Source organism: Lacinutrix salivirga, assembly GCF_053604675.1.
On the sequence record NZ_JBSHNP010000103.1, the window covers coordinates 106,840 to 133,096 of the forward strand.

Consider the following 26,257-nt stretch of genomic DNA (forward strand, 5'->3'; position numbering starts at 1 on the left):
GTTTTGAATTTAGTCCCCAACTAAACTTAACCTACTATGAAAAACTTTACTCTTAGCCCAAAATTTGTTTTGTGCACACTACTTTTTGTATTGAGCATAACTACTATTAAAGCACAAACAACAATTGCCTCTTACAGTTTTGAAAATTCTTATGAAGGATGGGCTGATGGAGGATCTGATGTTGCGATTTATAACAGTTCTAATTTTTCGTGTGCAGGAACCTACAGTATTTACTCTAAAGACGACGATACTTCTAATAATAGAATAACCTCTCCTAGTTTTGATTTTACAGGATACACAAGTGTAGAGATCTCTTTTTGTCACGAAGGCTATAGACTAGATAATGGAGAAGGTTTCGTAGTACAATATTTTAATGGATCTACTTGGTCAACGGTTCAAACTTTTAGTAGAGGAACAGATTTTGCAAATAACGGACCTTTTTACTCAAATAGTTTTACTGTAACATTAAACTCTGGAGCTTATTCTTTTGCAACAAATTCTAGATTTAGATTTTCTGGTACAGCTAATGCTAATAATGAATATAACTTTTTTGACGATGTAGTAGTAACTGGTTATGGTGGTGCACCATCTTACTGTAATTCAAACGGAAACAATTCAGATGGATACAATACTGGTACACGATTAGTGTCTTTTAATACCATTAATAATGCTACTCCTGTTGAAGATAAAGACTATTCAGATTTTACAGCAATATCGACTACAGTAATGCAATCTACTGCTCATAACTTAACAGTACATGCAAACACAGATGGTGCTTATACCACACACACTACTGCTTGGATAGACTGGAATCAAGATTTTGACTTTAATGATGCTGGCGAAACATATTACTTAGGGACAGCGTTTAATACCGCTAATGGACCAACAGTATTATCTCCTTTATCAATAACAATACCTGCTACTGCTACTTTAGGAAATACAAGAATGAGAGTATCTACAAGATATGGCTCTGCTCCTACTAATTGCCTTACAGGCTTTGATGGAGAAGTAGAAGATTATACAATAAATGTAATCTCTGGTGTACCTGCGCCAGAAATAAACATTACAGGAAATGCAATAACGATAAACGATGGCGACACTACACCTTCTCCAACAGACGATACATTTTATGGTAGTATTAGTGTTGGTAGTTCGCAAACAAGAACTTACACCATTGAAAACAATGGCGCAGTAACTTTAAATATTGGTACAATTACTTTTTCAGGTGCTAACGCTACAGAGTTTTTAGTGACTTCTCTTCCAGCTAATACTATTGCTGCAGGATCATTTACCACCTTTTCTGTAACTTTTACACCTTTAGGTAACGGAACTAGAAGTGCAACAATAAATGTGTTAAACAACGACTCGGACGAGAACCCTTATAACTTCTCTCTTCAAGGTCATGGCGTAGCGCCTTTAACTGAAGGTCCTGGAGGTGTAACTGCAGATTTAGCACTTTGGCTAAAAGCAAACGATGGATTAGGCTATACTGATGGTCAACCTGTGTCGTTATGGGCAGATAGAGGACGTGGAAGTGACGCTACTGTTCATACACCTGGTCAGGAACCTACTTATTATGATAATGCAATTCAAAATATTAATTTTAATCCTGTGGTTAACTTTAGTAATAATTATACTAGTGTAGTTTTAGATGGCGACTATTCTTACGATGACACTTCAACAGAATTCCTTCAAGGTCCAGAAGGCATGTACACACAAGATATTTTTCTAGTGGTTTTACCAAGTAGAGAAATAAATTCTTCTTTTGGAAGTATGGATGTATTTTGTGGCGACGCTATACCAAGTACTAATGCTCCAGATGCAACTGGTATTGGTTTTGGTGCTTATTCTGCAAGAGTTTCTGGCGAAACTATTTGCTATGCTTACGATACTTTTAGTCAATCAGAACCAGGAGATGGATATGCTGTACACGATGGTACAACAGCATCATATAATGGAGTTGGCATTATTAATACACGTAATAATACTGGAGCAACTCAACAGGAGCTATATTACAACGCCAATAATATTGAAACCACACAAAACGATATAGCAGAATTTGCTAATGCAAACAACTCTCGTTTTTGGTTAGGACGTAGCGAAGGTTGGGAAGCAAGTTTTGATGGAAGTATTGCTGAAGTTATTACGTTTTCGGCAAGAAAAGATGATGCAAATTTAACAAGAGAACGCAATAGAATCCAATCTTACTTAGGTATTAAGTATGGAATCACTTTAGGCGTAAATGGTACTTCCCAAGACTATGTAGATAGTAAAGGGAATGTAATTTGGGATCAATCTGCAAATGCAGGTTTTAACCACGACATTGCTGGTATTGCTAGAGATGATGATTCAAACTTAGACCAAAGACAATCTAAAAGTGTTAACAGTGAAACCGATGGTTTAGGAGAAATTAGAGGATTAATTACTGTTGGATTAACAGATATTTACGACACTAATAATTTAAATAAAAGCTTAAACTCTGTTAGTCTTAACGATGGAGAGTTTTTAACTTGGGGAAATAATAATGGCGATTTAAACAATGCACCAAATGTTGTTAACGTAGATATGAGCTCAGGTATTGGAGGTCTAAGCAGTACTGTGACCTTTACTGGTATGGAGCGTGTATGGAAATTTACCGAAAACGGAGGTGATGTACCTACAGTTTTAGTAAGTATTCCACAAGCAGCTATAAGAAACATTAATCCTCCAGGAGATTATTTTATGTTTATCTCAGATACTCCTGTTTTTGATCCAACTGCAGAATATAGAGTGATGAAGTTAGTAGGTTCTGAGTTACAAGCAACTTATGATTTTGATGGAACAAAATATGTAACTTTTGGCTATGCACCAGAAAGAGAATATGTAAGATCTATCTATTTTGATGGTGTTGCAGATTATGTGGATATGGAAGATAATTTTGACTTAAACTCTACAGACTTTACATTATCTGCTTGGATAAAAAGAGAATTAGGATCAAACAATACTTCTATTATGTCTAAAAGAAATCATCCATTTACAGAAGGATACGATTTTAAAATAGATGCAACAGGAAGATTGAGCTTTCAAGTTAGAAATATACCAACTTTACAAACTGTTACAGGAAACACAGTTTTACCTTATGACCAATGGCATCATGTAGCGTTGATATATGAAAGCGGACAGTTAAAAATGTACATAGATGGTATTGAAGATAGAACACCACAAGCAATTAATGCTCCTGCTGATACCGATCAGTTTTTTCATGTAGCTGCGGCTGGCAAACAAGTTGTAGGTTCTTATTATAGAGGAAATATAGATGAAGTTCGTATTTGGTCCACAGCTTTAAACGAAGACCAATTACACTACATTATGAATCAAGAGATAGAAGAAAATTCTAATTTTGTTTCTGGTAAAATAATGCCTAGTACAGTAACTAAAAACGAAATAAATTCTGTACCATGGTCTAACCTTGCTGGCTATTATCCAATGAGTGTTTATACCTATACTAACACTAAAGATGAGTCTGCCAACAGAGTGCAAGGTGCATTAAAAAACCTAAATACTGTAGATTATCAAACCGCTCCTATTCCTTATGTGTCTAATCAAAATGGAACTTGGAATACAGACACTACTTGGGAAAGTGGAGACGAGCAATATATTCCTGGTTCAGCTTCAATTGTTGATAGTAATGTAACTATAGACTGGAATATTGTTGTAACTAGCCACGATATTACTATGGATAATACTTCGTTACCTTCTGGTAATGATAATAATAGAAGTGTTTTAGCTTTAATAAACACTGCTAATAAATTAACATTAAATGGAAATACTGCAAGTAATACAGGAAATGCAGTTACTGTATCTCATTACTTAAAGTTAGACGGAAAAATTGATTTAGAAGGCGAATCTCAATTAATACAAACAGAAGGTAGTGATTTCGATGTGACGAGTGCAGGAACATTAGAGCGCGACCAACAAGGGACTCAAGATTTATACACCTATAATTACTGGTCATCTCCTGTTGGAGTTACCAATACAACTTCTAATAATAATAGTTATTCAATACCAAATATTTTAAAAGACGGAACAAATCCTGCAAGTCCACAAACTATTAACTTTATTACTAATAGCTATAATGGTACTTCTGGTTCACCAATAGGAATTGCAGATTATTGGATCTGGAAATACAGTAATCAAAGCGGTAGTTACTCACAATGGCAACATGTTAGAAGCACTGGTACAATTCAGGCTGGCGAAGGGTTTACAATGAAAGGTGTAAATAACACAAATGGAAATGTATTATTAGAACAAAATTATGTTACTGAAGGTAAACCAAATAATGGTGATATCACATTATCAATAAACGCAGGAAACGAATATTTAGTAGGAAACCCTTACGCATCTGCTATTGATGCTCACGAGTTTATTATGGACAATGCACCAACAATTGATGGAGCAGGTAGCACTACAGGAACATTATATTTCTGGGAACATTGGGGCGGAGGATCTCACAATTTAGCAGATTATCAAGGTGGTTATGCAACTTATAATTTATCTGGCGCAACTCCTGCAGCATCCTATGGAACCAATGATCCATTAGTTGGTACTGGTGGAACACCAACAAAATTACCAGGACGTTATATTCCTGTAGCTCAAGGGTTCTTTGTAAAAGGAGAAAATACTGGAAATATTAGATTTAGAAATTCTCAACGTGCATTTCAAAAAGAAGGAGTTAGCTCTGTTTTTGTAAGAAGCGCTTCAGAAAGCACAAATAATAATAGTGAGTATAATTCAGATGAAAGAATGAAATTCAGAATTGGATTCAACTCTGTAAATCAAATTCACAGACAATTATTAACAACTGTAGATCCTAATGCCACACTAGCTCATGATTGGGGATTTGATGGTCAAACAAACGAAGACCAAATAGACGATATGTACTGGATGATTGGTGACGATAAATATATCATTCAAGGTATTGGAGAGGTAACAAACGAAACTGTGCTACCTTTAGGTTTACATACAGACGAAGCAGGAATAAACTCTATTACTATCGATGCCTTAGAAAATGTACCAGATGACTTAGATATTTTTGTAAAAGATTTATCAGATAACTCTCTTCATAATTTAAGACTTGAAGATTTTCAAGTGGATTTACCTGCAGGAGAACACTTAAACCGTTTCCAAATTGTATTCCAAGGTGCAGAATCCCTTAGTATAGATGAGTTTAATGTAGCAGAAGAAGATTTAAATACCTATTATTCAAACGAAAACAATATAATAGTAATTAACAATCCAAAAAACATTTTAATTAAAAATGTAGAATTATTAAACATCTTAGGGCAATCAATTCAAGTATTTAATGATATTAAAACCAAAAATACAATTCAATTAACACCAAACAAACTAAGTACAGGTGCGTATATTATTAAAATCAATACAGCAACTGGTTCAATTTCTAAAAAGGTAATTATTGAATAAAGAAACCCCAAATTTACTATACTAGACTTACTGTGGTAAATTCTAAAACTCGAAACAAATGTTTCGAGTTTTTTTTTATATTAATTCTTCTGACTATAAAGCAATTAGACCAATAAAACAGAATTGTAAATCAACGAATTTTTTAGCTTTTTGTAGGAGAATTTATATCTACCTCAAAAAATATAATAGCTTTACAGAGTAAAATTTACCCCAAATAAATTTACCTACTTATGAAGAATATTATGCTATTAAAGATAGCCATGCTTATGCTTGGTGGTCTTATTTCAACTAACGCTTACTCGCAACTACACGCACCTCCAACTTGTGGAGAAAACTTTACTTTAGATTGGTCCTCATCACCGTCAGGTTCTAACGAATATGATTGGCCAGATGGTACTTTAAGCAATACCTTTTCGAATGTTGATGATTCAGGGATAAATATATCAATAGACTTTACAGGAGATACTAGTGCATTTGGAAATTGGGATGGTCAACAAACACCTAAAGTTGGTAACTCTGCTCATTCCTCTTTCGAAGGCATAGACCTTTACAACTCTGGGTATTCCTCTACAGGAATAACTTGTACAATTACTTTCAGCTCGCCAATTTACGCACTATCTTTTGATATGTTACATGTTAATAAAACAGGGCAAAATGGAGACAAATACACTATTACAGCTACTACTGTAGATGGTAGTACAATACATCCTACATTTACAAACTCCTCTAACCCATCGTACACATCTAATAATACAAATGGTGTAATTAACGCTACCTCTGGATCCACTTCTGGTTATAATGCTGTTGTTGGTGTTAATTTTGCCAATGCAAATTATATTACTAGTGTTACCTTTTTATGGCAAGATTGTGATTCTTGCTCACAAAACTATGTACATGGTTCTGGATTAGGTAATTTTAGTTTTTGTATTCCTCAAACTTTAGATTTTGATGGTGTAAACGATTACATAGCCACTTCTCCATTTCTTGGAAATAAAAACGAATTAACCATGATGACTTGGATTAAACTAGACAATAGTTTTAATGGAGGAGACATAATGGGACAACGAAATTTTAGATTATTAGTAGATAGCAATAATAGGTTAAAAGCATCTGTTAAAACCAATGGAGAACCTAATGTAATTAATACACCTTCTGCCTCTGCTCCAACACTACAAAATAACTTATGGTATCATGTTGCAGCGATTTATAATGCAAATTTAGGTACAATAGAAATGTTTTTAAATGGCGAATCTATTTGGAAAAGATTAGGAGTTAATGGTTCTGCAATAGATAATACAAATGCATGGAACTCTGACCATGACTTTGAAATTGGTAGAAACACTCAATTCAACAATAATTATTTTGAAGGTGCTATTTATGAAACTCGTGTTTACAATAAAGCGCTTACTGCTAAACAATTACAACGCCAAGTGTTTCAAGAAATTGAAAATAACAATGGTAATGTTAGAGGTAAAATAATCCCTAAAGATATTGAAGGATTACTGTGGAACGATTTAATTTTATATTATCCGATGGATATTATAGATACCGGAAAAACTCCTGATATTTCTAACGCTAACAGAAATGGAGACTTAAACAATATGAGAACCTACCAAGAAAGAACGGCTCCTTTACCTTATCAAACAGTAGCTGGAGGAAGTGAAGATTGGTCTGATCAAAACAATTGGTTATACGGAAGCGTTTGGGACATAACTAACAAACATTCTGAATATGCCATTATTAAACTATCTAATAATTTAACCACAAATACCTCTCATAAAACGGTTGGTTTTGTTTTTGAAAACAATGCAGAATTAGTTGTTACAGGCGATAATGAAATTGGCAACAGCTGGTATTTAGAATTAGATGGTAGTATAGACTTACAGGATGACTCTCAATTAATACAAGGTTTAGAAAGTGATTTAGTAACCTCTTCTACTGCATCTATTAAACGAAGACAAGAAGGTTTAAGCAATGTTTACCGTTACAACTATTGGTCTTCACCAGTAGGAATACCTACTGCAACTAGTCTTACAAATAATAACAGTAACACAGGAAACACTAATAATTCAGCATTTACTATTAATATGCTTAAAGAAAATAATGGAGATATACAATTTACCTCTAGTTTTAGTCCTCCTGCAACTACACCAGCAACCCTAAGTACAAGATGGCTTTATACTTATAATAGTGGTGTAAGTTATTACCATTGGGATGCAATTTCTGTATCAGAGAATCTTTCTCCAGGAATTGGATGGTCTCAAAAAGGACCAGGAGTAGGAACAGATGGTTTTCAGTATATTTTTGAAGGTAAACCAAATAACGGAACTATTTTAATAAATGCTGTTGATATTGGTGGACCTGGCTCTCATGGAGGAACAACAAAAACTGAATTTTTAGTAGGTAATCCCTACCCTTCAGCTATAGATGCTAATCAATTTATAGACGATAATCAAGGAGTAATTGGTGGCGCAATTTATCTATGGGAACATTGGGCTGGAGATTCTCATAATTTACATGAGTATGAAGGTGGATATGCTACAGTAAATAAGCTAGGTAAAGTAAGAGCATATCAATTTATTGGATTAAATGGAGCTACAAATGGTTCGCAAGATGGAACAAAAACACCAACTCAATTTATTCCTGTAGCACAAGGTTTTATGGTCGAAGTTGATAGTGATGGAGACATCGAATTTAATAATGGACAACGTATTTTTAAAACAGAAGCAAATGGCGAATCTGTGTTTTTTAGAAACAATAATTCTAACAGCAAAAATAACAGAACACCTATTCCTGTTGGGTTTGAATTTAAAAAAATGAAATTACAATTTAAAACCTCTGCAGATTTAACAAGAGAATTGGTTTTAGGGTTTAATAATGAAACTAGTGATGGTTTTGATTATGGTTATGATGCTCGTTTAACAGAGTCTGCTATGACAAATGATCTCCTTTTGCCATTACAAACTGAAAAAACAGTAATACAAGCCTATTCTGAAATTACAGAAGACAAAGAAGTTGACTTGTTATTTATTGCAGATGGAGCAACAACATTTAGCATTAAAGTAACCGAATTTGAAAATTTCGAAAATCAGGAAGTATATTTAAGAGATAATTTTACAGGAATCTATTTTGATTTAACTACAGAAATAGCTTATAATTTTACATCTGAAGCTGGTGAATTTCCAGACCGTTTTGATATTGTTTTTAAACCATCGGAAGCTTTAAGCAATCAGGAGTTTACTGAAGATCATACTAGCATCGTTTTTAATAATACTATAAATACGTTGTATGTAAAAAACTTATCGCAAGAAGCTAAAACACTATTTGTAACTAATATGCTTGGACAAACTGTTGCTAATTTTAATACCATTAACAACACTACATTACATAATGGTTTAAAAATTAACAGCTTAAGCACAGGACTCTATTTGGTAACTCTTACAACAGATGCTAACCAAAGCATCACAAAGAAAATTGTTATTAAGTAAATTGAGGTTTTGTATTTTAACAAAAAAACCGAAACGTAAGTTTCGGTTTTTTTGTTATTTCAATTTGCTTATTATTTCATCGAGGGAGAGTTTCTTTTGCTCTCCACTCTTCATATTTTTAAGAGTATAAATATTATTTTTAATCTCCTCCTCACCTACTAAAACCACATAAGGAATACTGCGTTTATCTGCATAACCCATTTGCTTTTTCATTTTAGCATTATCAGGATACAACTCTGCATTAATAGCATTTGCTCTTAATTTTGTTATAGCTTTCATGCTAAACAATGCTTCGTTATCGCCAAAATTTATAAATAATACTTCTGTAGATTTTGCTATTGTTTCTGGAAATAAACCAAGTTCTTCCAACACTAAATAAATTCTGTCCAAACCAAAACTAATGCCAACTCCACTTACATCTTTAAGTCCAAAAATACCAGTAAGATCATCGTAACGTCCTCCTCCACCAATAGAACCCATTTTTACGTGTTCTGGTGCAGAAACTTCAAAAATAGCTCCTGTATAATAGTTTAAACCTCTTGCTAGTGTTACATCTAATTGTAGTTTGGCTGTATTTAGTTTTAATTCTGAAATTGCAGCATTTATAAACTCTAATTCTTTAATGCCTTTTTGTCCTTCTTCAGAAGCATTTAAAATTGTTTTTAAGCTGTCTATTTGAGTTCCAAAGTCGCCTTTTAGAGTAAATAAAGGTTGAAGTTTTGCAATCCCCTCTTTAGAGATTCCTTTACTTAACATTTCAATTTTTACCTTTTCCTCGCCTATTTTATCCAACTTATCTAATGCAACTGTAAAATCAATTAGTTTATCGCTTGCTCCAATAACTTCTGCAATACCAGATAGTATTTTACGATTATTAATTTTAATGGTTACACCTTCTAATTGTAATGCAGAAAAAACGGCGTCGTATAACTGTATAAACTCAACCTCCTGCCATAAGCTATCACTTCCTACAACATCTGCATCGCATTGATAAAACTCTCTAAAACGACCTTTTTGTGGTCTGTCTGCACGCCAAACGGGTTGTATTTGGTAGCGCTTAAACGGAAAATCTATCTCGTTTTGGTGTTGTACAACGTAACGTGCAAATGGAACTGTGAGATCGTAACGTAAGGCTTTTTCTGAGATTGAATCAGTAATACTATTAGATTTTAAATTTAAAAAAATATTTGCAAATATCGTTGAAAACATTTCCTGACGTTCATCTTCTGTAGGAGATGATTTATTATTTTTATATCTGCTATTTATTAGAGAAAATATGTGTTGTAAAATTTCCTCTGAAGGCAATTTTTTAATAATACTATTTGAATTCCCTTTTTTTAATGTATTTACAAAATTGTCGACAAATCTAAGTCTAGATTTTCTATAAAGCCACTCAGTGCTATCTATTGCTTCCTTAGAAAGTTTAAGATAGTACATTTCACCTATAGTGATTGCTGCTAAAATTCCATCTTTGAATTTATCAAAATAATCTCCACTATTCAAAATCTTAAAAATCAATCTATCGCCTTCGTCTCCATATTTACCCATTAAGGTATCGGAGTTTTCAAAACTTGGTGTTTCTATGGGTTGAAAACCAAAATGCTGAAATTGAGTTTTTATAGTATTAAAAATGTAGTTGCGTTTTGCAACTTGTTCTGGATTAAAATCTCGTGTTCCTTTAGGTATGCTTGGTTTTTGTGCCATATCAACTTCCTGCGAAGGCAGGAATTTTTTTAATGATTACTAAAATTTTAATTTCTCTTCGTCTGCACTCTCTGTGACTTTGCGTTTAGAAGTGGAATAGCTTTCGCTTACTTTTTTGTTTCCGTTAAACTGCGGAATGACAAAAATAATTAATGCATTCGTCATTGCTAGTGTTTTCAATAGAAAAAAACGTGGTCATCTCTTGGAGCGTTTTCAAATTAATAATTAAATGACTTAAAAAGATTGCCACGTCACTCTTTTCGTCGCTTTTCGTAATGAGAAAACTATTAATAAGATTCCTGCTTTCGCAGGATTTAGTTAATTTATGAGTTTATACATGTACTTATACAACTCGCCTTTAGTTATATTTGAGCCTTGTTGTATTAAGGTAAATTTGTCTAAATTTTTATCTTCTGAGTAGTCTTTTTTAGCTTGTACAAACTCTACATTATCATGCATTAGATTATTACGTAACCAATTAAAACCCTCTGCAGTGGTTAAATCTGCTTCGTCATTTACTTTTATACCTATTAAATGCATATGGTCGTCGTTTAAAGCAAATAAATGGATGTTTTTTGGTGAGATATGCTCTAAATATTTGGCTTGGTTTAGTACACCTTCCCAAATTAAATCGCTAAACACATCGAGTTCCATTTCTGCCAATTCTGGCTTATTTTCTTTTAGACTAGCCCATTCTTCTCCTGTTATGGATTGCGTGGCTAAAAAATTTATAAACTCTTGTTCTAATTCTTCAAATTGTTCTTTTGTGAGTCTAGAGTACTTCATTTGGTATTACTTGTTTTTTTTAAATGTCAAATGGTTACCGTAAAAACGGGTTCGTCAAAAAAAATTTTATTTTTATTTAATACCTACGAGGTTTTAGAACCCTTGTAGGATAGTTTAGTTTTTGCAAATTTGCCTACTGGCAAACAGAAACAAAAATCTGTTTTATTTTAATACTCCTAATGCTTTTGCAGCTTCAAATGGTCTATCTGTAGCAAAAACATCTATACCTTTATCGCTCCAGGTTTTATATAATTGGTCGCCTTTGGCTTCGGCTTGTTTATCTAAGTTGCCTAAAGTACCCAAAATGGTCATTATTTTTTTATCGTGTATGGCTTTATATAAACTATCTGAAGACAATCGTGTACCTGTAAAAGCAAACATATTTTCTGTTGGTATTTCGGAGTTTAGTAGCCAATTTAATTCTTTTGCATTTCTTGCCGAAACAGATAGTAATAGGTTTGGCGCCAAATTATAAGCTTCGTTAGATTGTTTTAAATCATAGGTTATGAGAATGGAAACATCTTCGGCTTCCTGTTCTTTTACTAAGTTTACAAGTGTTTTAAAAGCAACCGATCGTTTTTTATCTAAGGTTAATACTACATTATGCGCTTTTGCCCAAATTAAAACATCTTTTAGTAATGGGATTTTAAAGTTGGTGGTGTTTCCAAAATCGTCTTTAAGATTAAAGGCTTGTAACTCTTTATAAGTGTATTTATTTATGTTACCTGTTCCTGTGGTTGTACGCTCTAACGTAGTATCGTGTAACAACACTAACACACTGTCTTTGGTTTGCGCCACATCAATCTCATAAATTGCAGAAGAAATACTATTGTTTATATACTGTAAGGTTTCTAAACAGTTTTCTGGATAGTTTTTTAATCCTTTTCCGCCTCTATGCACACTAATTATTGGCGTTGCATTGGGTGTATATCTAAAGGTTTCTAATAAAACGGAGGGTTTAATTTCTGTAGAAATAGTTTCCGTTGAAACTGGAGTCTTAGAATTAGTGTTCTTGCAAGACCAACAACTTACAATTAGTAGTAAAAGAATTAGTTTTTTCATGCCTAAATTCCGCGAAAGCGATAAAATTATAGATTTAATTAAATAAAAAAATGCGCTTCTAAAACTAGAAGCGCAAATTTAATTGTATTGTGTTTGTAAAAAATTACGACTGCGCAACTACTTCGAAAGGAAAATCGAAAGTAACTTCGCGATGTAAACGTACAACAGCATTATACTGTCCTAAACGCTTAATGTTTCCACCTGTAATGGTTACGAATTTTTTATCTACATCGTGACCAGCTTTTGAGAATGCCTCTACTAAATCTGCTTTAGTTACTGATCCAAATAATTTATCTCCAGCAGATGCACCTTCGGTAGCTTTTGCTGTAATTTTAATATCTAATGCTTTGATTGCTTCTGCAGTTTCATTAGCATCTTCTATTAACTTTTTGTCTTTAAAGGCACGTTGTTTTAAATTCTCTGCTAATACTTTCTTTGCAGAAGGTGTAGCTAAAACGGCGTGACCTGTAGGTATTAAAAAGTTTCTACCATAACCGTTCTTAACCGTTACAACATCGTCTTTAAACCCTAAGTTTTCAACATCTTGTCTTAATATAAGTTCCATTGTTATGCTATTTTTATTTTAATAAATCTGTTACGTAAGGTAATAACGCTAAGTGACGCGCTCTTTTTACTGCTACAGATACCTTTCTTTGATATTTTAATGATGTTCCTGTTAAACGTCTTGGTAAAATTTTACCTTGGTCGTTAACGAAACCTAATAACCAGTCTGCATCTTTATAATCTACATACTTGATTCCGGATTTTTTGAAACGACAGTACTTTTTAGCTTTGTTAGTTTCAATATTTAAAGGTGTTAGATATCTAATTTCACCTTCTTTTTTTCCTTTGGATTGTTGTTCTATAGTGGTTGCCATAATTACGCTTTTTTGTTTAGTTTAGCTCTTCTTCTCTCTGCCCACGAAATCGCGTGCTTGTCTAAAGTTACAGTTAAGTAACGCATAAAACGCTCATCACGTCTAAACTCTACTTCTAAAGGATTAATGTGCTCGCCATCTACTTGATACTCGAACAAGTGGTAAAACCCACTTTTTTTGTTTTGAATTGGGTAAGCTAACTTCTTTAAGCCCCAATCTTCTTTGGATACCATCTTTGCTCCTCTTGAAGTAAGAAATTCTTCATACTTCTGTACTGTCTCCTTTATCTGTGTTTCAGATAAAACGGGATTTAAGATGAAAACAGTTTCATAATGATTCATAAAAATTTATTTTATTGTGTTAAAAATGAGTGCAAAAATACTTCTTTTTATTAAACCATACAAATAGTTTTCTATGAAATTCATAGAATTAAAATGTATTCAATTACTTATTATAATTATGTTAAATTTTACATTTTAGCGATGTTTTTTGGTTTTAATCCGAATTTTTTGTACTATTGTCGATAACTTAACCTAATTAAAACAAAATCTATGACTTTAAATTGTGTGGTAGTCGATGATTCAGCAATACAAAGGCTTTCTATAGTAAAGCTTATTGAAAATCATTCTTCTCTAAATTTAATTGCTGAATACAGCAGTGCCTTGGAAACTAAAAATGGTTTAAATACGCATAAAGTTGATCTTATCTTCTTAGATATTGAAATGCCTGTTTTAAACGGCTTTGAGCTTTTGGATGTAATAAACAATAAACCCCAAATTATTTTTGTTACTGGAAAAACCGAATATGCGTTTAAAGCGTTTAATTACGATGCAACAGATTATTTACAAAAACCAATAACCAGAGAGCGTTTTAATACTGCTGTGGATAAAGCTATTGAGCAACATAAGCTTAAATTAGACTATAATGAAGCTGAAGGTGAACATATTTTTGTAAAAAGTAACCTTAAAAAACGAAAAGTTTACATTAGAGATATTAAATGGATTGAAGCTTTAGGCGATTACGTAAAACTAGTTACCGAAGACAACAGCTTAGTTGTGCTTTCTACAATGAAAGCTTTTGAGCACGAATTACCTGAAGGTAAATTTTTAAGAATCCACAAATCGTATATTGTAAATCTTGATAAAGTTGACCGATTTAACAGTAAAAATGTTGAAGTTGGCGCTTATGAGATTCCGCTAAGTAGAAACAAGAAGACACAGCTTGTTGATGCTTTAAATAATATATAATACTAAAAATAGTATTTAAAAGAAGGCTATTAGTTACCCAATATATTGATATTAAAAAGTCCCACTCTTGCGAGTAGGATTTTTTTTGTTTTGTATTTAGTAGTTATCTACATTTAAAATTACTCTAACAGACTTAAAGTCTTTTATTAGACTAAAGCTTGTGTTTATTCTTGCAATCGCTTCTTTTGTTTTGCCTAAGGATTGTTTTTGAGGAATTTTTACCAATATATTTTTATGGTACTGGTTTCTAATTCTAGACACTGGAGGGAATTCTGGTCCTAAAACATAATCACCAAATAATTGCCTTAGTGCTTTAGATATCCAATCGCTAGCCAAATTAACTTTATTATAATCCCTGTCTTTTAATGTAATTTTAATGAGCCTATAAATTGGTGGATATTTATAATTAAATCTATCGTTAATTTGCTCATTAAACATCGTCGCGTAATCATTAACCGAGACTTGTTGTAAGATGTTATGCAATGGATTATAGGTTTGAATTAACACCTTGCCTCTTTCTTCGGTTCGACCAGCTCTACCTGATACTTGTTGCATTAATTGAAAACTCCGTTCGTGCGCTCTAAAATCTGGGAAATTGAGTAAATTATCTGCATTCATTATTCCAACTAGCTTTACGCTTCTAAAATCTAACCCTTTGGTTAGCATTTGCGTGCCAACAAGGATGTCTAATTCTTGTTGCTCAAAAGCTGTTATTATTTTTTCGTAGCCATATTTTCCGCGTGTGGTATCTAAATCCATTCTGCCAATATTAGCTTTAGGAAACAATACTTTAGCTTCGGCTTCTATTTGTTGTGTTCCAAACCCTTTGGTATCTAATCCTGGAGTACCACAAGCCATACATTTTTGCAACATTGCAGAGTTATAACCACAATAATGGCAACGCAATTGACTACGATATTGATGGTATGTTAAACTCACATCGCAATTAGGACATTGAGGTGAGTGACCACAGGTATTACACTCTACAATTGGCGAATAGCCTCTTCTGTTTTGAAATAATATTATTTGTAGTCCTTGGTTTAAGGTTTCAGTTATTTCTTCAATCATTTTATCGCTAAAATGACCTTTCATTAGTTTGCGTTTGTGCTTGTCTTTTATATCTATTAATTCAATTTCTGGCATCAACACATTATTGTATCGCTTAGTAATTTCAACTAAACCATATTTTTTTTGTTGTGCATTAAAGTAGCTTTCTAAACTAGGTGTTGCACTACCTAACAGCGTTTTTGCCTTGTGAATATTTGCCAAAACTATTGCTGTATCTCTTGCGTGATAGCGTGGCGCAGGATCAAATTGCTTAAAAGACGACTCGTGCTCCTCGTCCACAATAATTAATCCTAAATCGTTAAATGGTAAAAATATTGAGGAACGAGCCCCTAAAACTATTTTCGCTTTCGCAGAATTGTTTAACACTTGATTATACACCTCAACACGCTCATGAGTAGAGTATTTAGAATGAAATACAGCTACTTGCTCTCCAAAATAATCTTGTAATCTAGACACCAATTGTGTGGTTAACGCTATTTCTGGTAATAAATACAACACTTGCTCGCCTTTAGCGATGCTGTTTTCAATGAGTTTTACATACACTTCGGTTTTACCAGAAGAGGTTACACCATGTAACAATACAGTGTTTTGAGTTTTAAAAGCTGCTTCTATTTGCTCTAAAGCTTCGGTTTGATAGCTATTTAATTGTTTGGAATCTTGATTCTCTTCGCCTTCATATTGTACTCTATCGGTTTGAATGTGATAATCTTCTAAAATCGCTTTATCTATTAGCGTTTTTATTATTGCTGAAGAACTCTGGCTAGCTTTAATTAAATCTGAAACTTTTACTGGCTTTTTTGTTTGTGCAGAAAGTGTAAATAAGCTTAAAATAACTTCGCGTTGTTTTGGTGCTCTGTTCAATACTTCCAATAATTCGTGGAGTGCTTTTTCTGAAGTGTGCTCAGCCTTCAGCTTAATATATCTTACATATTTTGGCTTGTATTTTTCTACAATTTCTTCCTGTAAAAGAATAGCATCTTTGTCTATTAAACGTTTAATTACTGGAAGCACATTTTTTTTGTCCAAAATGGACATTAAATCCTGAATCTTTAACGATGATTGGTGCTCTAATGCTTCGTAAACTAAAAACTCATCGTCTTTTAAATTGCTATCTTCAATAGTTTGTGCTGTGTTTTTACTTATTATAGTTTCACTTTCTAAAATGAAACCATTTGGTAGTGCGCTACGCATAACTTCGCCCAAAGAGCACATGTAATATTTAGAAATCCATTGCCATAACTTTAATTGGTTAGTATTAACAATTGGCTCGTTATCTAATATTTGATGGATCTCTTTAGCCTCATAAATTTGTGGTGCTGTGGTATGGATTTCGGCAACCAGAGCTGTATAAATTTTAGATTTACCAAAAGGAACAGACACTCGCATACCCACTTTTAAAAACTCGGATTCTGCCTTAGTAATACTGTAAGTAAACAGTTTTTCTATAGGAATTGGAAGAATGACGTTTATAAAATACTGCATATTTACAAAGGTAAGACCTTTGCAAAAAAAAACATTATAATAGATTGCTTTTAAAGTTGAATTTTAAAACTTTAATTAATAATAATTTTTCTGTTTTCCGTTTGATAATCTTGCGTTATTTTTAAAAAATAAATGCCTTTTGAAAGTTGTGAAACATCTAATGCATTATTCACATTACTTGTGTTTTCATTTAAAATCTGCTTACCATTAACGCTAAATATCGTTATTGAAGCTGGTGTGTTTTTTGGTGTTTTTATATTTAAAATAGAATTTGTAGGATTTGGATAAATGCTACTTTTTTTAACTTCTGCAATAGTATTTAAACTTAAAGTAGCACAAGGTGGATAGGTGTTTCGGGTTCTGGAAGAATTTACCCAACCTCCCGAAAAATTCTGACTAATAACTTCGGTTGCTTGGCCATCGGCATTGTGAGTTCGCAATGCGCGTGTTTTTGGTTCGTATTGCATGTTGGTTTCATTCCATTCTAAATTTATAGATTCTTCTACATTATTATTAGCATCATAATATGATTCGCCTAACGTATGTTCCTGCCACATTTGCGTGGTAATATCCCAAATTTGACGTTCTTGTGATATTAATAAGTTGGATGCGTTGTAGGTAAAAATGGTTCTATCGTCCTCCAGCCATTCACTTGTACTTACTTGCCAAACATAACGTGTATCTATACTTAAATCTTGACTGGCATTATAGGTTGCAATGGACTGTTCTTCTTGTCTCCAATTACCGTTTACCCAAGTAAAATTAGTATCTATATCTATTAAATTATTGGCATTATATTGATATGTTGTACGCTCGTTATTTACCCAAATGCTATTACTATTATCCCAATCTTGTTTAATAGATTCTGCTAAAAGATTATTTGTATTAAAATTCCCTACTGTTTTCGTGGCTTGCAGCCAACTATTATTCTCCCAATTGTAAGTAATCGTTTCTAATAAATTGTTGCCATTAAAATTGTTTGTAATTCTGGTAGAGTTTTCCCATTGGTTTGTATCTGTATCCCAAAGTTCTATTACAAATTCTATAATAACATTGGCGCTATTGTAAGTGTTTGTAGTACGCGAAACGTTTTCGAACGTGTTTGTTGTAAAGTTTAAAACTTTGGCAATGCCTACTAATGGAAAACAATTAGCATTAAATGTGTAATTGGTTTCTGTAACTAGCATCCAATTATTATTGAGCCAAAAATCGGCTTCTATGGTTTCTGGCACATTACCTTGCGCGTTTGTATTTATAGTTATTATAAACAAGATACTTATTGAGAGTAATTTTTTAATCATAACGTTTTGAATTAGTAATTATCTATTTTAAACAACTTTTTTAGGTTTTTTACGGAATCTTTTTTTGTAGTAGCGTTTTTAACTTTAGGAGTATTGTGGTTTCTTTTACTATTTCTTTGTACACGTCTTCGGTTTTTGTTAGTGGTTGATTGTGCTTTTGGTTTAGTAGCTGCTTTTGGTGTTTTAGGTTTTGTAGTGATGTTTTCCTTTTCTGTAATTTTAACTGGTTGTGGCATATCGCCTTTACTTTTTCTAGTTGCAATTGCTTTAAATGTTAAAACATGCACATCTAAATCGTGATATTTTAGCTTACTATAAATAGCTATTGCTTCTGCATATTTTGCTTGTTTTTCTAAAGCCCAAGCCAAAAGAAGCTGCTCGTTTCTGGTAACCATAGCGTTTTTCGACATTGGATTTATGGCTATACTTTTACGCAAATCGGCTTCTGCTTTGTCCCACATTTTTAAATTAAAATACAATTGCGCTCTGCCAAAATAAGCGTGTGCATTTGGCGTCATTGCAATTTGTTTGGTCTTTTTTAGTATTAAAGTAGAATCGGTTCTACCATATTTATATGCAATTACTTGTTCGCGTTCATGCTCTAGAATATTATAATATATATTACAAGAAGATACTAATTGGTATTTAAATTGAGCTTGCAACTTTTTACGTTGCTCTTGACCTTTGGTGTATTTTAAAGTTGGATTTGTTTCATTAATTTCGGCATCTATTAGTGGCGCGTATTGTATTAAACTCTCTTCAAAACATTGCTTATAAACATAATGTGTTTGCATGTTTACAACATATTTATCTTGTATGCACTGGCAGATATCGTTTTTAAAATTAGCTTGGTAGCTTTGTGCTTCTAAACTGTTTACAGAAATAAAAAGAATAACACCTATGTAAAATATTGTTTTCATAATAAATAAAGTGTTTAATTAATCTTCGTTTTCTTTTTCTCCTGTAAAATATATTTTAGCAGTTTTAACGCAATATTTTAAAGCTTTTTTAGATCTGTTTAAATTAATAGTTGCTTTTGCTTTGCGCATTATGGAAGCGTTACCACTACTCATATCCTCGATTATGGTAGGTAATATTTGCCAAAGACTATCAATATCTTTTTCGGCGCTTTGTAATAATTCGTCTTCTAAATCTGCTGGAATCTCAACATTAGCTTTAGCTAAACTATCGTAAACAAATACCTTATGATAGAGCTTAAAAGTGTTGTTTACAAATTGGTCTGCACTTTTTACTTTCGAGTCGCGTTTTGGTGGTTTTAAACGTTTTTGTGCATTGCAAATATTTGGAAACAAAACAAAGGCCGACAAAATAAAAAGTATTAAATAAGAGGTTTTACAGAAAAGTTTCATAAATAAATGGATTAATAGTTACTTATAAAGTTACTTTTTGTAATACCAAAAACCCATGTAGAATTTGTAAGTGCTTAATAAATTAGATTTTCTGCTTTAAAAAAATCTATAACTGTAAAATATTAAGTACTTTTAGTTTGCTATTAATTTTATATAAAATGAAAAACCTTCACCACACTCTTTTTGTATTGGTATTGTTTTGTGTAACCTCAGTTTTTTCTCAACAAAAAACAATCGATTCTTTACAAAACATTATAGATAATTATGGTACGCCAGATACTACTTATGTTAATTTACGTTCGCTTTGCGCCAATAAAAAATTATATACAACACCAAAAGACACAACGCTTTTAGCTTATAATTTTAAAACTTTAGAGATTGCAGACCAACTAAACTACGATAAAGGTAAAATATTAGCCTACCAAAAAATTGGTACTATATACCAATACTTACAATCTAATCCTTACAGAGCCATAGATTATTACCAAAAGGCAAATACTATTATAGAAAGTAATTCAAAATTTAAACGTTTTGGATTAGTAACTTTAGGCAATATTGGAAACATTTATTACAACCAACAGGAATACGATAAAGCCTTAATTTACTACAAAAAGATGCTTTTGGTAAATAGCGAAAGACCAGAAGCTTACAATTATATTGCTAACACTTATGGTAAAACAAACAAATTAGATTCGGCAACTGCTTACTACAAAAAGGCCATAAAAAGTGCGAAATTATTAAAAGATAATACCATTATTGCCAACTCGTACAGCAATCTTGCAGATGTACAAAACAGAAATGGCTACACTACAGAAGCGCTTAAAAACATAGGCGAAAGCATGGCTTTAATTAAGACACATAATATTACATTAATAAAAGCGCCAACGTATGCAAATGCCTCTTCTATTTACCTAACAAATAAAGATTATGGCAAAGCCGAAAGCTATGCTAAAGAAGCCATTTTGTTGAATAAAACAGTGAAAAATTTATATACCGAAATGGCTGCTTGGAAAGCCTTAACAGAAAGCTATAAAGCCAATAAAAAATATAAAGATGCTATTAATGCTTACGAAAATTTTGTATCTCTTAAAGATAGTATTTCCAGTACTTCACGAAAAATTGAAGTCTCTAGAAAAGAAATAAAATACCAAGCAGATAAAGAACAAGCCATCGCAAGTGCCGAAGTAAAACGCCAAAAACTAATTAAAAACGTATCTATTGGTGGTGGCGCAGCATTTATTTTAGCTTCGTTTATTGGTTTTATGTTGTATAAGAAAAAACGTGATGCTTCGCAAAAAGCCGAAGAAGCAAATTTTAAAACTAAGGTTGTCGATACAGAACTAAAGGCTTTAAGAGCGCAAATGAATCCGCATTTTATTTTTAATTCTTTAAATTCTATTGGCGATTATATTACTAAAAACGATGCCAAAACTGCAACTAATTACTTGGCAAAATTTGCTAAATTAATGCGACAGACTTTGGAACATTCAGAAAAAAAAGAAATTTTACTCTCTGAAGACTTGGCACAAATTAAAAACTACTTAGATATTGAAAACAAACGTTTTAATAATGCTTTTAAATATGAAATTATTATAGATGAAACCATAAATCCAGAAAACACTTTAGTGCCACCAATGCTACTTCAGCCTTTTTTAGAGAATAGCATAAAACATGGCTTTTTAACCGAAAATGAAGATATAAATGCTATAAAAATTTCTATAAAAAAAGAAAACAATATACTTATTTTTACTTTAGAAGATAATGGCATTGGTTTTAAAACCGATAAAAAGATTAATAATAACGTAGTAAATAAAAACCAATCGCTTGGCATGAAAATTACAAAAAACCGTATCGATATTATTAACAAACAAAATAACACCAACGGAAGCGTAAACATTATTAATAAAGAAAAAGGTGTAAAAGTTGAAGTCACTATTCCATTACAATTAGCTTATTAAATTTATGATATACGCACTTATTATTGAAGACGAGAAACATTGTGCTGATAGGCTATTACAATTATTAGAGCCTTATAAAAACACCATAAACATACTTGAAATTTGTAATACAGTTTCGCAAGGTATTATTACCACACAAAAATACCAACCAGATTTAGTGTTTTTAGATGTACAAATTAATAACGAAACAGGTTTTGACTATTTACAGCAATTAAAAGCTATAAATTTTGAAATTATTTTTACCACAGCTTTCGAGAATTTTGCAATAAAGGCCATAAAATTTTCAGCTTTAGATTATTTATTAAAACCAATAGATACAAACGATTTTAAAATTGCAATACAAAAATTACAACAAAAATTAAATACCAATACTTTACAAACACAAGTAAACACATTACTATATAACTTAGATGCTGGTAACAGCCTAAAACAAATTACTGTACCAACCATAAATGGTTTTGATGTGGTAAAAGTTGCCAACATTTTGTATTGCGAAGCACAAGCCAGCTACACTAAAATTGTAACCAAAACTGAAACATTAATAGCATCAAAACCATTAAAATTTTATGAAAATTTGTTGGAAGATCATCGGTTTTATAGAATCCATAATTCGCATTTAGTAAACTTAAATTATGTAAAAAAATACACCAAAGGAAAAGGTGGTTATATAACTTTAAGTAACAACGAGAGTTTAAATGTTTCTACTCGTAAAAAAGAAGGGTTTTTAAAGTTATTAAATATATAAAACGTTATTCTGTTACTCGTTCCCAGTATTGTGTAGCATAGAAAAAACCAATATATCCTCTTACTTGTAGTATGTCATTATTGTTATCAGCAAGGTTTAATCTTAATTTATAGACTTTTCCGTTTTGTGGATCGATTATGGTTCCTTTTTTATAGTATTTACCTTCTTTTTGCATGTTTTTAATTATATCTAAGCCTAAAATAGGCTTATTATAGTCTGAACCACTACATTTTATACAAGGCAACTCTTTTTTAGACTTATCTAAAATATCTACTATTTTGCCAAAAACTTTATCGTCTTTTTTATAAATTTCAATAATAGATTTAGCTTCGCCTGTTTTATCATCAATTGTTTTCCATTGTCCAAAAATATCTTGAGCGCTAACTGATGATAGTGTGACTAAGATACATACTATACATAATAATTTTTTCATATTAATTATTTTTACGTAATCTACTTATAGACATGTTTAACTCAAAACCTAATAACAAAATATTAGCATTTAACCATAGGTAAAACAACAAAATTAGTAAGGCTCCAATGGAGCCATACAGCTCATTATATTTCGCAAAACTTTCTATATATAAACCAAATAAATAAGAGGTTAGCATTATAAGTAATGTTGTAAATAATGCACCTATTGAGAAAAATTTAGAGAATTTACCTTCTTTTGTTCCAAAATAATACAAAGTTGCCGTTGCTAAATACACCATAATTACAAAAAAAGCATATTGCGCAATATTTGCCCAAAAATTAGTTTCTCGTCTCGAATCATAACCATTAGTTTCTAATACTTCTAATAAACTATCCACAACATAGATTTGAAAATAACCGAGTCCTGCAACTGTAATTATAAGCAATAATGATAATATTAATGCAACTCCTAACGCGTAGAGGTATTGCTTTAACACATTTCGAGATAATTGCTCATGGTAGGAGTTTTCAAAACCAGAGAACAGAGCATTTATACCATTTGTCATTAAAAATATAGCAATAAAAAATACTGAAGAAATTAAACCACTATTAGAGTTTTTACCTTTTAGATTATCAAATATATTATTATGAAAAAAATCTGTAGTTGTTGGTGGTAAAACGGACTCTAAAAAGGCTAAAAAATCGGTTTCAAAGTCTTCAAATGGTACATAAGGTAAAAGAATAATTATAAATAACAAAAAGGGAAATAGAGCTGTAAAAAAACTATAGGCAATTGCACTCGCTCTTGCAGTTAATGCGCCTTTAACTATTCCTATAATATAAATTTCTAACAAGTCGTAAAGCGATAAGCCTTCTAATCCTGGTAGCTTTATCTTACTCAATAATTTTATTACAATATTAAGCACAGGAATTTTAAGCAATTTTTCTTTTAAGTCTTGCTCTTTAAGCTGTTCTTCAACAACTATTTCTTCAATTAATTCCTCTTTAATGCTGTCTTGCATTTGCTTGCTATTAATCTACTGCTTTTAAACTTAAATCCATATTATAAACAGAATGTGTTAGAGCTCCAGAAGAGATGTAATCTACACCACAAAGTGCATATTCGCGTATTGTGTTTTCGTTAATACCTCCAGAACTTTCTGTTAAACATTGGTCTCCAATTAGTTTAACTGCTGTTTTGGTGTCTTCGTAATTAAAATTATCTATTAGTATTCTATACACACCTTCGTTTTTAAGTATTTCTTTTATCTCGTCGAGGTTTCTAGCTTCTACAATTATCTTTAAATCTCGATTTGTTTCTTTTAAATACGCTTTTGTTTTTTGAATTGCTTTACTAATACCACCTGCAAAATCAATATGGTTATCTTTAAGCATAATCATGTCGTACAAGGCAAACCTATGGTTTTCTCCTCCTCCAATTTTAACAGCCCATTTTTCTAATGCTCTAATTCCTGGTGTAGTTTTTCGTGTATCCAAAACTTTTGTTCCTGTACCTTCTAATAAATCTACAAATTGTTTGGTTTTTGTAGCAATGGCACTCATTCGTTGCATCGCATTAAGTACTAAACGTTCTGCTTTTAAAATGGATTGCGAAGCTCCAGAAACGTAAAATACAATATCTCCATATTGCACCTTACTTCCATCTTCAATTAGCGTTTCTACAGTCATTTTAGGATCTACATAAGCAAACACTTGTTTGGCAAATTCTACTCCAGCTATAATACCTTCATCTTTTACTAAAAGTTTTGCTTTACCTTGTGCTGTTGCTGGAATACAAGATAAGGAGCTATGGTCGCCATCTCCAACATCTTCGCGAATGGCATTTGCAATTATTAACTCTATTTCTTTGTCGAATTGTGCTTTACTAATCATCTTATAATTTATTTGATGTAAAAATAAGAAATTGAATTGTTCTATATAATTAATATCTAATCTTTAAATTTGTTTAAAATGAATTTATTTTGAGATAAGTCTCCTCGAGCGCAGTCGAGAGGTTATTTAAGACGGTTTCGACTGCGCTCGACCAGACAAAAGTATGACTATTAAACTACTTGCCATTGGCAAAACCGATAATAAACAACTACAATCTTTAATTGAAGATTACAAAAAGCGCTTAGGCTTTTATATTAAATTTGAATTAGAAATTATACCAGACTTAAAAAAAGTAAAGCATTTAAGTGAAGCACAACAAAAACAAAAAGAAGGTGAATTGATTTTAAATAAATTAGGTGCAACAGATGTTTTAATTTTATTAGATGAAAACGGAAAACAACACGACTCTGTTGGTTTTGCTAATTATTTACAAAAACACATGAATTCTGGCATTAAACAACTCGTGTTTGTAATTGGTGGACCTTATGGATTTTCGGAAGCTGTGTATAATGCTGCTAAAGGTAAAATTTCTTTATCTAAAATGACATTTTCGCACCAAATGGTACGCTTATTTGTTATCGAACAATTCTATAGAGGGTTTACTATACTAAAGAACGAACCTTATCATCATAGGTGAAAGTAGTGAATAGTGAAAAGTGAAAAGTGAAAAGTGAAAAGTGAAAAGTGAAAAGTGAAAAATTTAAAATTTAAAATTTAAAAAATAAAACTAACAACCGATAACCGATAACTGATAACTGATAACTGATAACTGATAAAAGAAACAATGCAACTAGTATTCGCCACAAATAACAAAAACAAACTAAAAGAAGTACAAGCTTTAATACCTAAACATATACAATTACTAAGTTTAGAAGATATTGGCTGTTTTGAAGACGTACCAGAAACTCAAACCACAATTAAAGGTAATGCCATCCAAAAAGCAGAATACATAAAACAAAACTATGGTTTTGATTGTTTTGCAGACGATACAGGTTTGGAAGTAGAAGCCTTAAATAATGAGCCTGGAGTGTATTCTGCACGCTATGCTGGGAAACAACGTAATGCTAATGACAATATACAGAAGCTACTCGCAAACCTAAAAAACAGCACAAACAGAAATGCGCAATTTAAAACCGTTGTTGCACTACATTTAAATAACAAACTAGAAACGTTTACTGGTATTTGTAAAGGCGAAATAACGCATCAAAAACAAGGTTATGATGGTTTTGGCTACGATCCCATTTTTAAAGCCAATGACTACGATAAAACATTTGCAGAAATCTCTTTAAAAGAAAAAAACAGAATTGGTCACAGAGGAAAAGCAATAGCTCAACTCGTTGCTTTTTTAAAAGCATAAAAAAAACAGAATCCTATAAAATGATTCTGTTTCCTCAATTTAAT

General features: G+C 32.0%; 21 protein-coding genes. 7 read left to right on the top strand and 14 right to left on the bottom strand.

The window, feature by feature from the left end; all coding sequences use genetic code 11:
- Positions 1-36: 36 nt before the first annotated feature.
- Both ACVC5O_RS07895 and ACVC5O_RS07900 read left to right on the top strand, forming a co-directional pair.
- A complete protein-coding gene (locus ACVC5O_RS07895; RefSeq protein WP_452220933.1) occupies positions 37-5,460 on the top strand; it encodes a LamG-like jellyroll fold domain-containing protein in 5,424 nt (1,807 codons plus the stop codon).
- A gap of 230 nt (positions 5,461-5,690) precedes the next feature.
- Entirely contained in the window at positions 5,691-8,948 is a 3,258-nt protein-coding gene (locus ACVC5O_RS07900) for a LamG-like jellyroll fold domain-containing protein (RefSeq protein WP_452220934.1), read from the top strand.
- 54 nt (positions 8,949-9,002) lie between these two features.
- On the opposite strand, the gene hisS is transcribed toward ACVC5O_RS07900, so the two are convergent.
- The 7 genes from hisS to rpsF all read right to left on the bottom strand — a co-directional run bounded on the left by hisS (position 9,003) and on the right by rpsF (position 13,719).
- Positions 9,003-10,652 carry a histidine--tRNA ligase gene (gene hisS / locus ACVC5O_RS07905; RefSeq protein WP_452220935.1) on the bottom strand — a complete coding sequence of 550 codons (1,650 nt, stop codon included), beginning with the start codon at positions 10,650-10,652 and terminating at the stop codon, positions 9,003-9,005.
- A 39-nt stretch (positions 10,653-10,691) separates the two neighbouring features.
- The gene (locus ACVC5O_RS07910; RefSeq protein ID WP_452220936.1) at positions 10,692-10,817 is read right to left on the bottom strand and encodes a hypothetical protein; all 126 of its coding nucleotides are present in this window, start codon (positions 10,815-10,817) and stop codon (positions 10,692-10,694) included.
- A gap of 153 nt (positions 10,818-10,970) precedes the next feature.
- Positions 10,971-11,438, bottom strand: coding sequence for a DUF6495 family protein (locus tag ACVC5O_RS07915; protein ID WP_452220937.1), 468 nt, complete (start codon positions 11,436-11,438; stop codon positions 10,971-10,973).
- A 162-nt stretch (positions 11,439-11,600) separates the two neighbouring features.
- Positions 11,601-12,500 (bottom strand): glycerophosphodiester phosphodiesterase family protein, encoded by a 900-nt coding sequence (locus tag ACVC5O_RS07920; RefSeq protein WP_452220938.1) that lies wholly within the window; start codon positions 12,498-12,500, stop codon positions 11,601-11,603.
- Positions 12,501-12,603: 103 nt separating this feature from the next.
- Positions 12,604-13,065, bottom strand: a complete 462-nt coding sequence (rplI, locus tag ACVC5O_RS07925) for a 50S ribosomal protein L9 (RefSeq protein WP_452220939.1) — start codon at positions 13,063-13,065, stop codon at positions 12,604-12,606.
- Between the two features lie 13 nt (positions 13,066-13,078).
- Positions 13,079-13,378, bottom strand: coding sequence for a 30S ribosomal protein S18 (gene rpsR, locus ACVC5O_RS07930; protein ID WP_452220940.1), 300 nt, complete (start codon positions 13,376-13,378; stop codon positions 13,079-13,081).
- Positions 13,379-13,380: 2 nt separating this feature from the next.
- Positions 13,381-13,719 (bottom strand): 30S ribosomal protein S6, encoded by a 339-nt coding sequence (rpsF, locus tag ACVC5O_RS07935; RefSeq protein WP_452220941.1) that lies wholly within the window; start codon positions 13,717-13,719, stop codon positions 13,381-13,383.
- 210 nt (positions 13,720-13,929) lie between these two features.
- Between rpsF and ACVC5O_RS07940 the strand changes: the two genes are divergently transcribed.
- Positions 13,930-14,625 (top strand): LytR/AlgR family response regulator transcription factor, encoded by a 696-nt coding sequence (locus ACVC5O_RS07940; protein ID WP_452220942.1) that lies wholly within the window; start codon positions 13,930-13,932, stop codon positions 14,623-14,625.
- 96 nt (positions 14,626-14,721) lie between these two features.
- On the opposite strand, the gene priA is transcribed toward ACVC5O_RS07940, so the two are convergent.
- The 4 genes from priA to ACVC5O_RS07960 all read right to left on the bottom strand — a co-directional run bounded on the left by priA (position 14,722) and on the right by ACVC5O_RS07960 (position 19,846).
- A complete protein-coding gene (priA, locus tag ACVC5O_RS07945; protein WP_452220943.1) occupies positions 14,722-17,175 on the bottom strand; it encodes a replication restart helicase PriA in 2,454 nt (817 codons plus the stop codon).
- Positions 17,176-17,246: 71 nt separating this feature from the next.
- A complete protein-coding gene (locus ACVC5O_RS07950) occupies positions 17,247-18,476 on the bottom strand; it encodes a T9SS type A sorting domain-containing protein (RefSeq protein ID WP_452220944.1) in 1,230 nt (409 codons plus the stop codon).
- A gap of 11 nt (positions 18,477-18,487) precedes the next feature.
- The gene (locus tag ACVC5O_RS07955; RefSeq protein WP_452220945.1) at positions 18,488-19,396 is read right to left on the bottom strand and encodes a tetratricopeptide repeat protein; all 909 of its coding nucleotides are present in this window, start codon (positions 19,394-19,396) and stop codon (positions 18,488-18,490) included.
- Positions 19,397-19,414: 18 nt separating this feature from the next.
- On the bottom strand, positions 19,415-19,846 hold the full coding sequence (locus ACVC5O_RS07960; protein WP_452220946.1) for a hypothetical protein: 432 nt from the start codon (positions 19,844-19,846) through the stop codon (positions 19,415-19,417).
- Between the two features lie 158 nt (positions 19,847-20,004).
- On the opposite strand from ACVC5O_RS07960, the gene ACVC5O_RS07965 reads away from it, so the two are divergent.
- Positions 20,005-21,804 carry a tetratricopeptide repeat-containing sensor histidine kinase gene (locus ACVC5O_RS07965; RefSeq protein ID WP_452220947.1) on the top strand — a complete coding sequence of 600 codons (1,800 nt, stop codon included), beginning with the start codon at positions 20,005-20,007 and terminating at the stop codon, positions 21,802-21,804.
- 4 nt (positions 21,805-21,808) lie between these two features.
- The gene (locus ACVC5O_RS07970; protein ID WP_452220948.1) at positions 21,809-22,549 is read left to right on the top strand and encodes a LytR/AlgR family response regulator transcription factor; all 741 of its coding nucleotides are present in this window, start codon (positions 21,809-21,811) and stop codon (positions 22,547-22,549) included.
- 4 nt (positions 22,550-22,553) lie between these two features.
- Here the strand turns inward: ACVC5O_RS07970 and ACVC5O_RS07975 are convergent, their stop codons facing one another.
- From ACVC5O_RS07975 to nadC, 3 genes are read right to left on the bottom strand one after another with little or no spacing between them, the layout of a single operon-like run.
- Positions 22,554-22,982, bottom strand: coding sequence for a DUF2147 domain-containing protein (locus tag ACVC5O_RS07975; RefSeq protein WP_452220949.1), 429 nt, complete (start codon positions 22,980-22,982; stop codon positions 22,554-22,556).
- A 1-nt stretch (position 22,983) separates the two neighbouring features.
- The gene (locus ACVC5O_RS07980) at positions 22,984-23,985 is read right to left on the bottom strand and encodes a YihY/virulence factor BrkB family protein (protein ID WP_452220950.1); all 1,002 of its coding nucleotides are present in this window, start codon (positions 23,983-23,985) and stop codon (positions 22,984-22,986) included.
- A 10-nt stretch (positions 23,986-23,995) separates the two neighbouring features.
- Entirely contained in the window at positions 23,996-24,856 is an 861-nt protein-coding gene (gene nadC / locus ACVC5O_RS07985; protein WP_452220951.1) for a carboxylating nicotinate-nucleotide diphosphorylase, read from the bottom strand.
- A 163-nt stretch (positions 24,857-25,019) separates the two neighbouring features.
- Between nadC and rlmH the strand changes: the two genes are divergently transcribed.
- Positions 25,020-25,493, top strand: coding sequence for a 23S rRNA (pseudouridine(1915)-N(3))-methyltransferase RlmH (rlmH, locus tag ACVC5O_RS07990; protein ID WP_452220952.1), 474 nt, complete (start codon positions 25,020-25,022; stop codon positions 25,491-25,493).
- 147 nt (positions 25,494-25,640) lie between these two features.
- Complete coding sequence (locus ACVC5O_RS07995; RefSeq protein ID WP_452220953.1) at positions 25,641-26,213, top strand: non-canonical purine NTP diphosphatase; 573 nt, start codon at positions 25,641-25,643, stop codon at positions 26,211-26,213.
- Positions 26,214-26,257: the final 44 nt, after the last annotated feature.

Excerpts from the sequence above, each read along its gene's own strand:
- ACVC5O_RS07980 (WP_452220950.1), bottom strand. The coding sequence starts at position 23,985 with ATGCAAGACAGCATTAAAGAGGAATTAATTGAAGAAATAGTTGTTGAA.
- ACVC5O_RS07995 (WP_452220953.1), top strand. The coding sequence starts at position 25,641 with ATGCAACTAGTATTCGCCACAAATAACAAAAACAAACTAAAAGAAGTA.
- hisS (WP_452220935.1), bottom strand. The coding sequence starts at position 10,652 with ATGGCACAAAAACCAAGCATACCTAAAGGAACACGAGATTTTAATCCA.
- ACVC5O_RS07970 (WP_452220948.1), top strand. The coding sequence starts at position 21,809 with ATGATATACGCACTTATTATTGAAGACGAGAAACATTGTGCTGATAGG.
- ACVC5O_RS07910 (WP_452220936.1), bottom strand. The coding sequence starts at position 10,817 with ATGACGAATGCATTAATTATTTTTGTCATTCCGCAGTTTAACGGAAAC.
- ACVC5O_RS07895 (WP_452220933.1), top strand. The coding sequence starts at position 37 with ATGAAAAACTTTACTCTTAGCCCAAAATTTGTTTTGTGCACACTACTT.
- ACVC5O_RS07940 (WP_452220942.1), top strand. The coding sequence starts at position 13,930 with ATGACTTTAAATTGTGTGGTAGTCGATGATTCAGCAATACAAAGGCTT.
- rlmH (WP_452220952.1), top strand. The coding sequence starts at position 25,020 with ATGACTATTAAACTACTTGCCATTGGCAAAACCGATAATAAACAACTA.
- priA (WP_452220943.1), bottom strand. The coding sequence starts at position 17,175 with ATGCAGTATTTTATAAACGTCATTCTTCCAATTCCTATAGAAAAACTG.
- nadC (WP_452220951.1), bottom strand. The coding sequence starts at position 24,856 with ATGATTAGTAAAGCACAATTCGACAAAGAAATAGAGTTAATAATTGCA.
- ACVC5O_RS07920 (WP_452220938.1), bottom strand. The coding sequence starts at position 12,500 with ATGAAAAAACTAATTCTTTTACTACTAATTGTAAGTTGTTGGTCTTGC.
- rplI (WP_452220939.1), bottom strand. The coding sequence starts at position 13,065 with ATGGAACTTATATTAAGACAAGATGTTGAAAACTTAGGGTTTAAAGAC.
- ACVC5O_RS07915 (WP_452220937.1), bottom strand. The coding sequence starts at position 11,438 with ATGAAGTACTCTAGACTCACAAAAGAACAATTTGAAGAATTAGAACAA.
- rpsF (WP_452220941.1), bottom strand. The coding sequence starts at position 13,719 with ATGAATCATTATGAAACTGTTTTCATCTTAAATCCCGTTTTATCTGAA.
- ACVC5O_RS07960 (WP_452220946.1), bottom strand. The coding sequence starts at position 19,846 with ATGAAACTTTTCTGTAAAACCTCTTATTTAATACTTTTTATTTTGTCG.
- rpsR (WP_452220940.1), bottom strand. The coding sequence starts at position 13,378 with ATGGCAACCACTATAGAACAACAATCCAAAGGAAAAAAAGAAGGTGAA.
- ACVC5O_RS07900 (WP_452220934.1), top strand. The coding sequence starts at position 5,691 with ATGAAGAATATTATGCTATTAAAGATAGCCATGCTTATGCTTGGTGGT.
- ACVC5O_RS07975 (WP_452220949.1), bottom strand. The coding sequence starts at position 22,982 with ATGAAAAAATTATTATGTATAGTATGTATCTTAGTCACACTATCATCA.
- ACVC5O_RS07955 (WP_452220945.1), bottom strand. The coding sequence starts at position 19,396 with ATGAAAACAATATTTTACATAGGTGTTATTCTTTTTATTTCTGTAAAC.
- ACVC5O_RS07965 (WP_452220947.1), top strand. The coding sequence starts at position 20,005 with ATGAAAAACCTTCACCACACTCTTTTTGTATTGGTATTGTTTTGTGTA.
- ACVC5O_RS07950 (WP_452220944.1), bottom strand. The coding sequence starts at position 18,476 with ATGATTAAAAAATTACTCTCAATAAGTATCTTGTTTATAATAACTATA.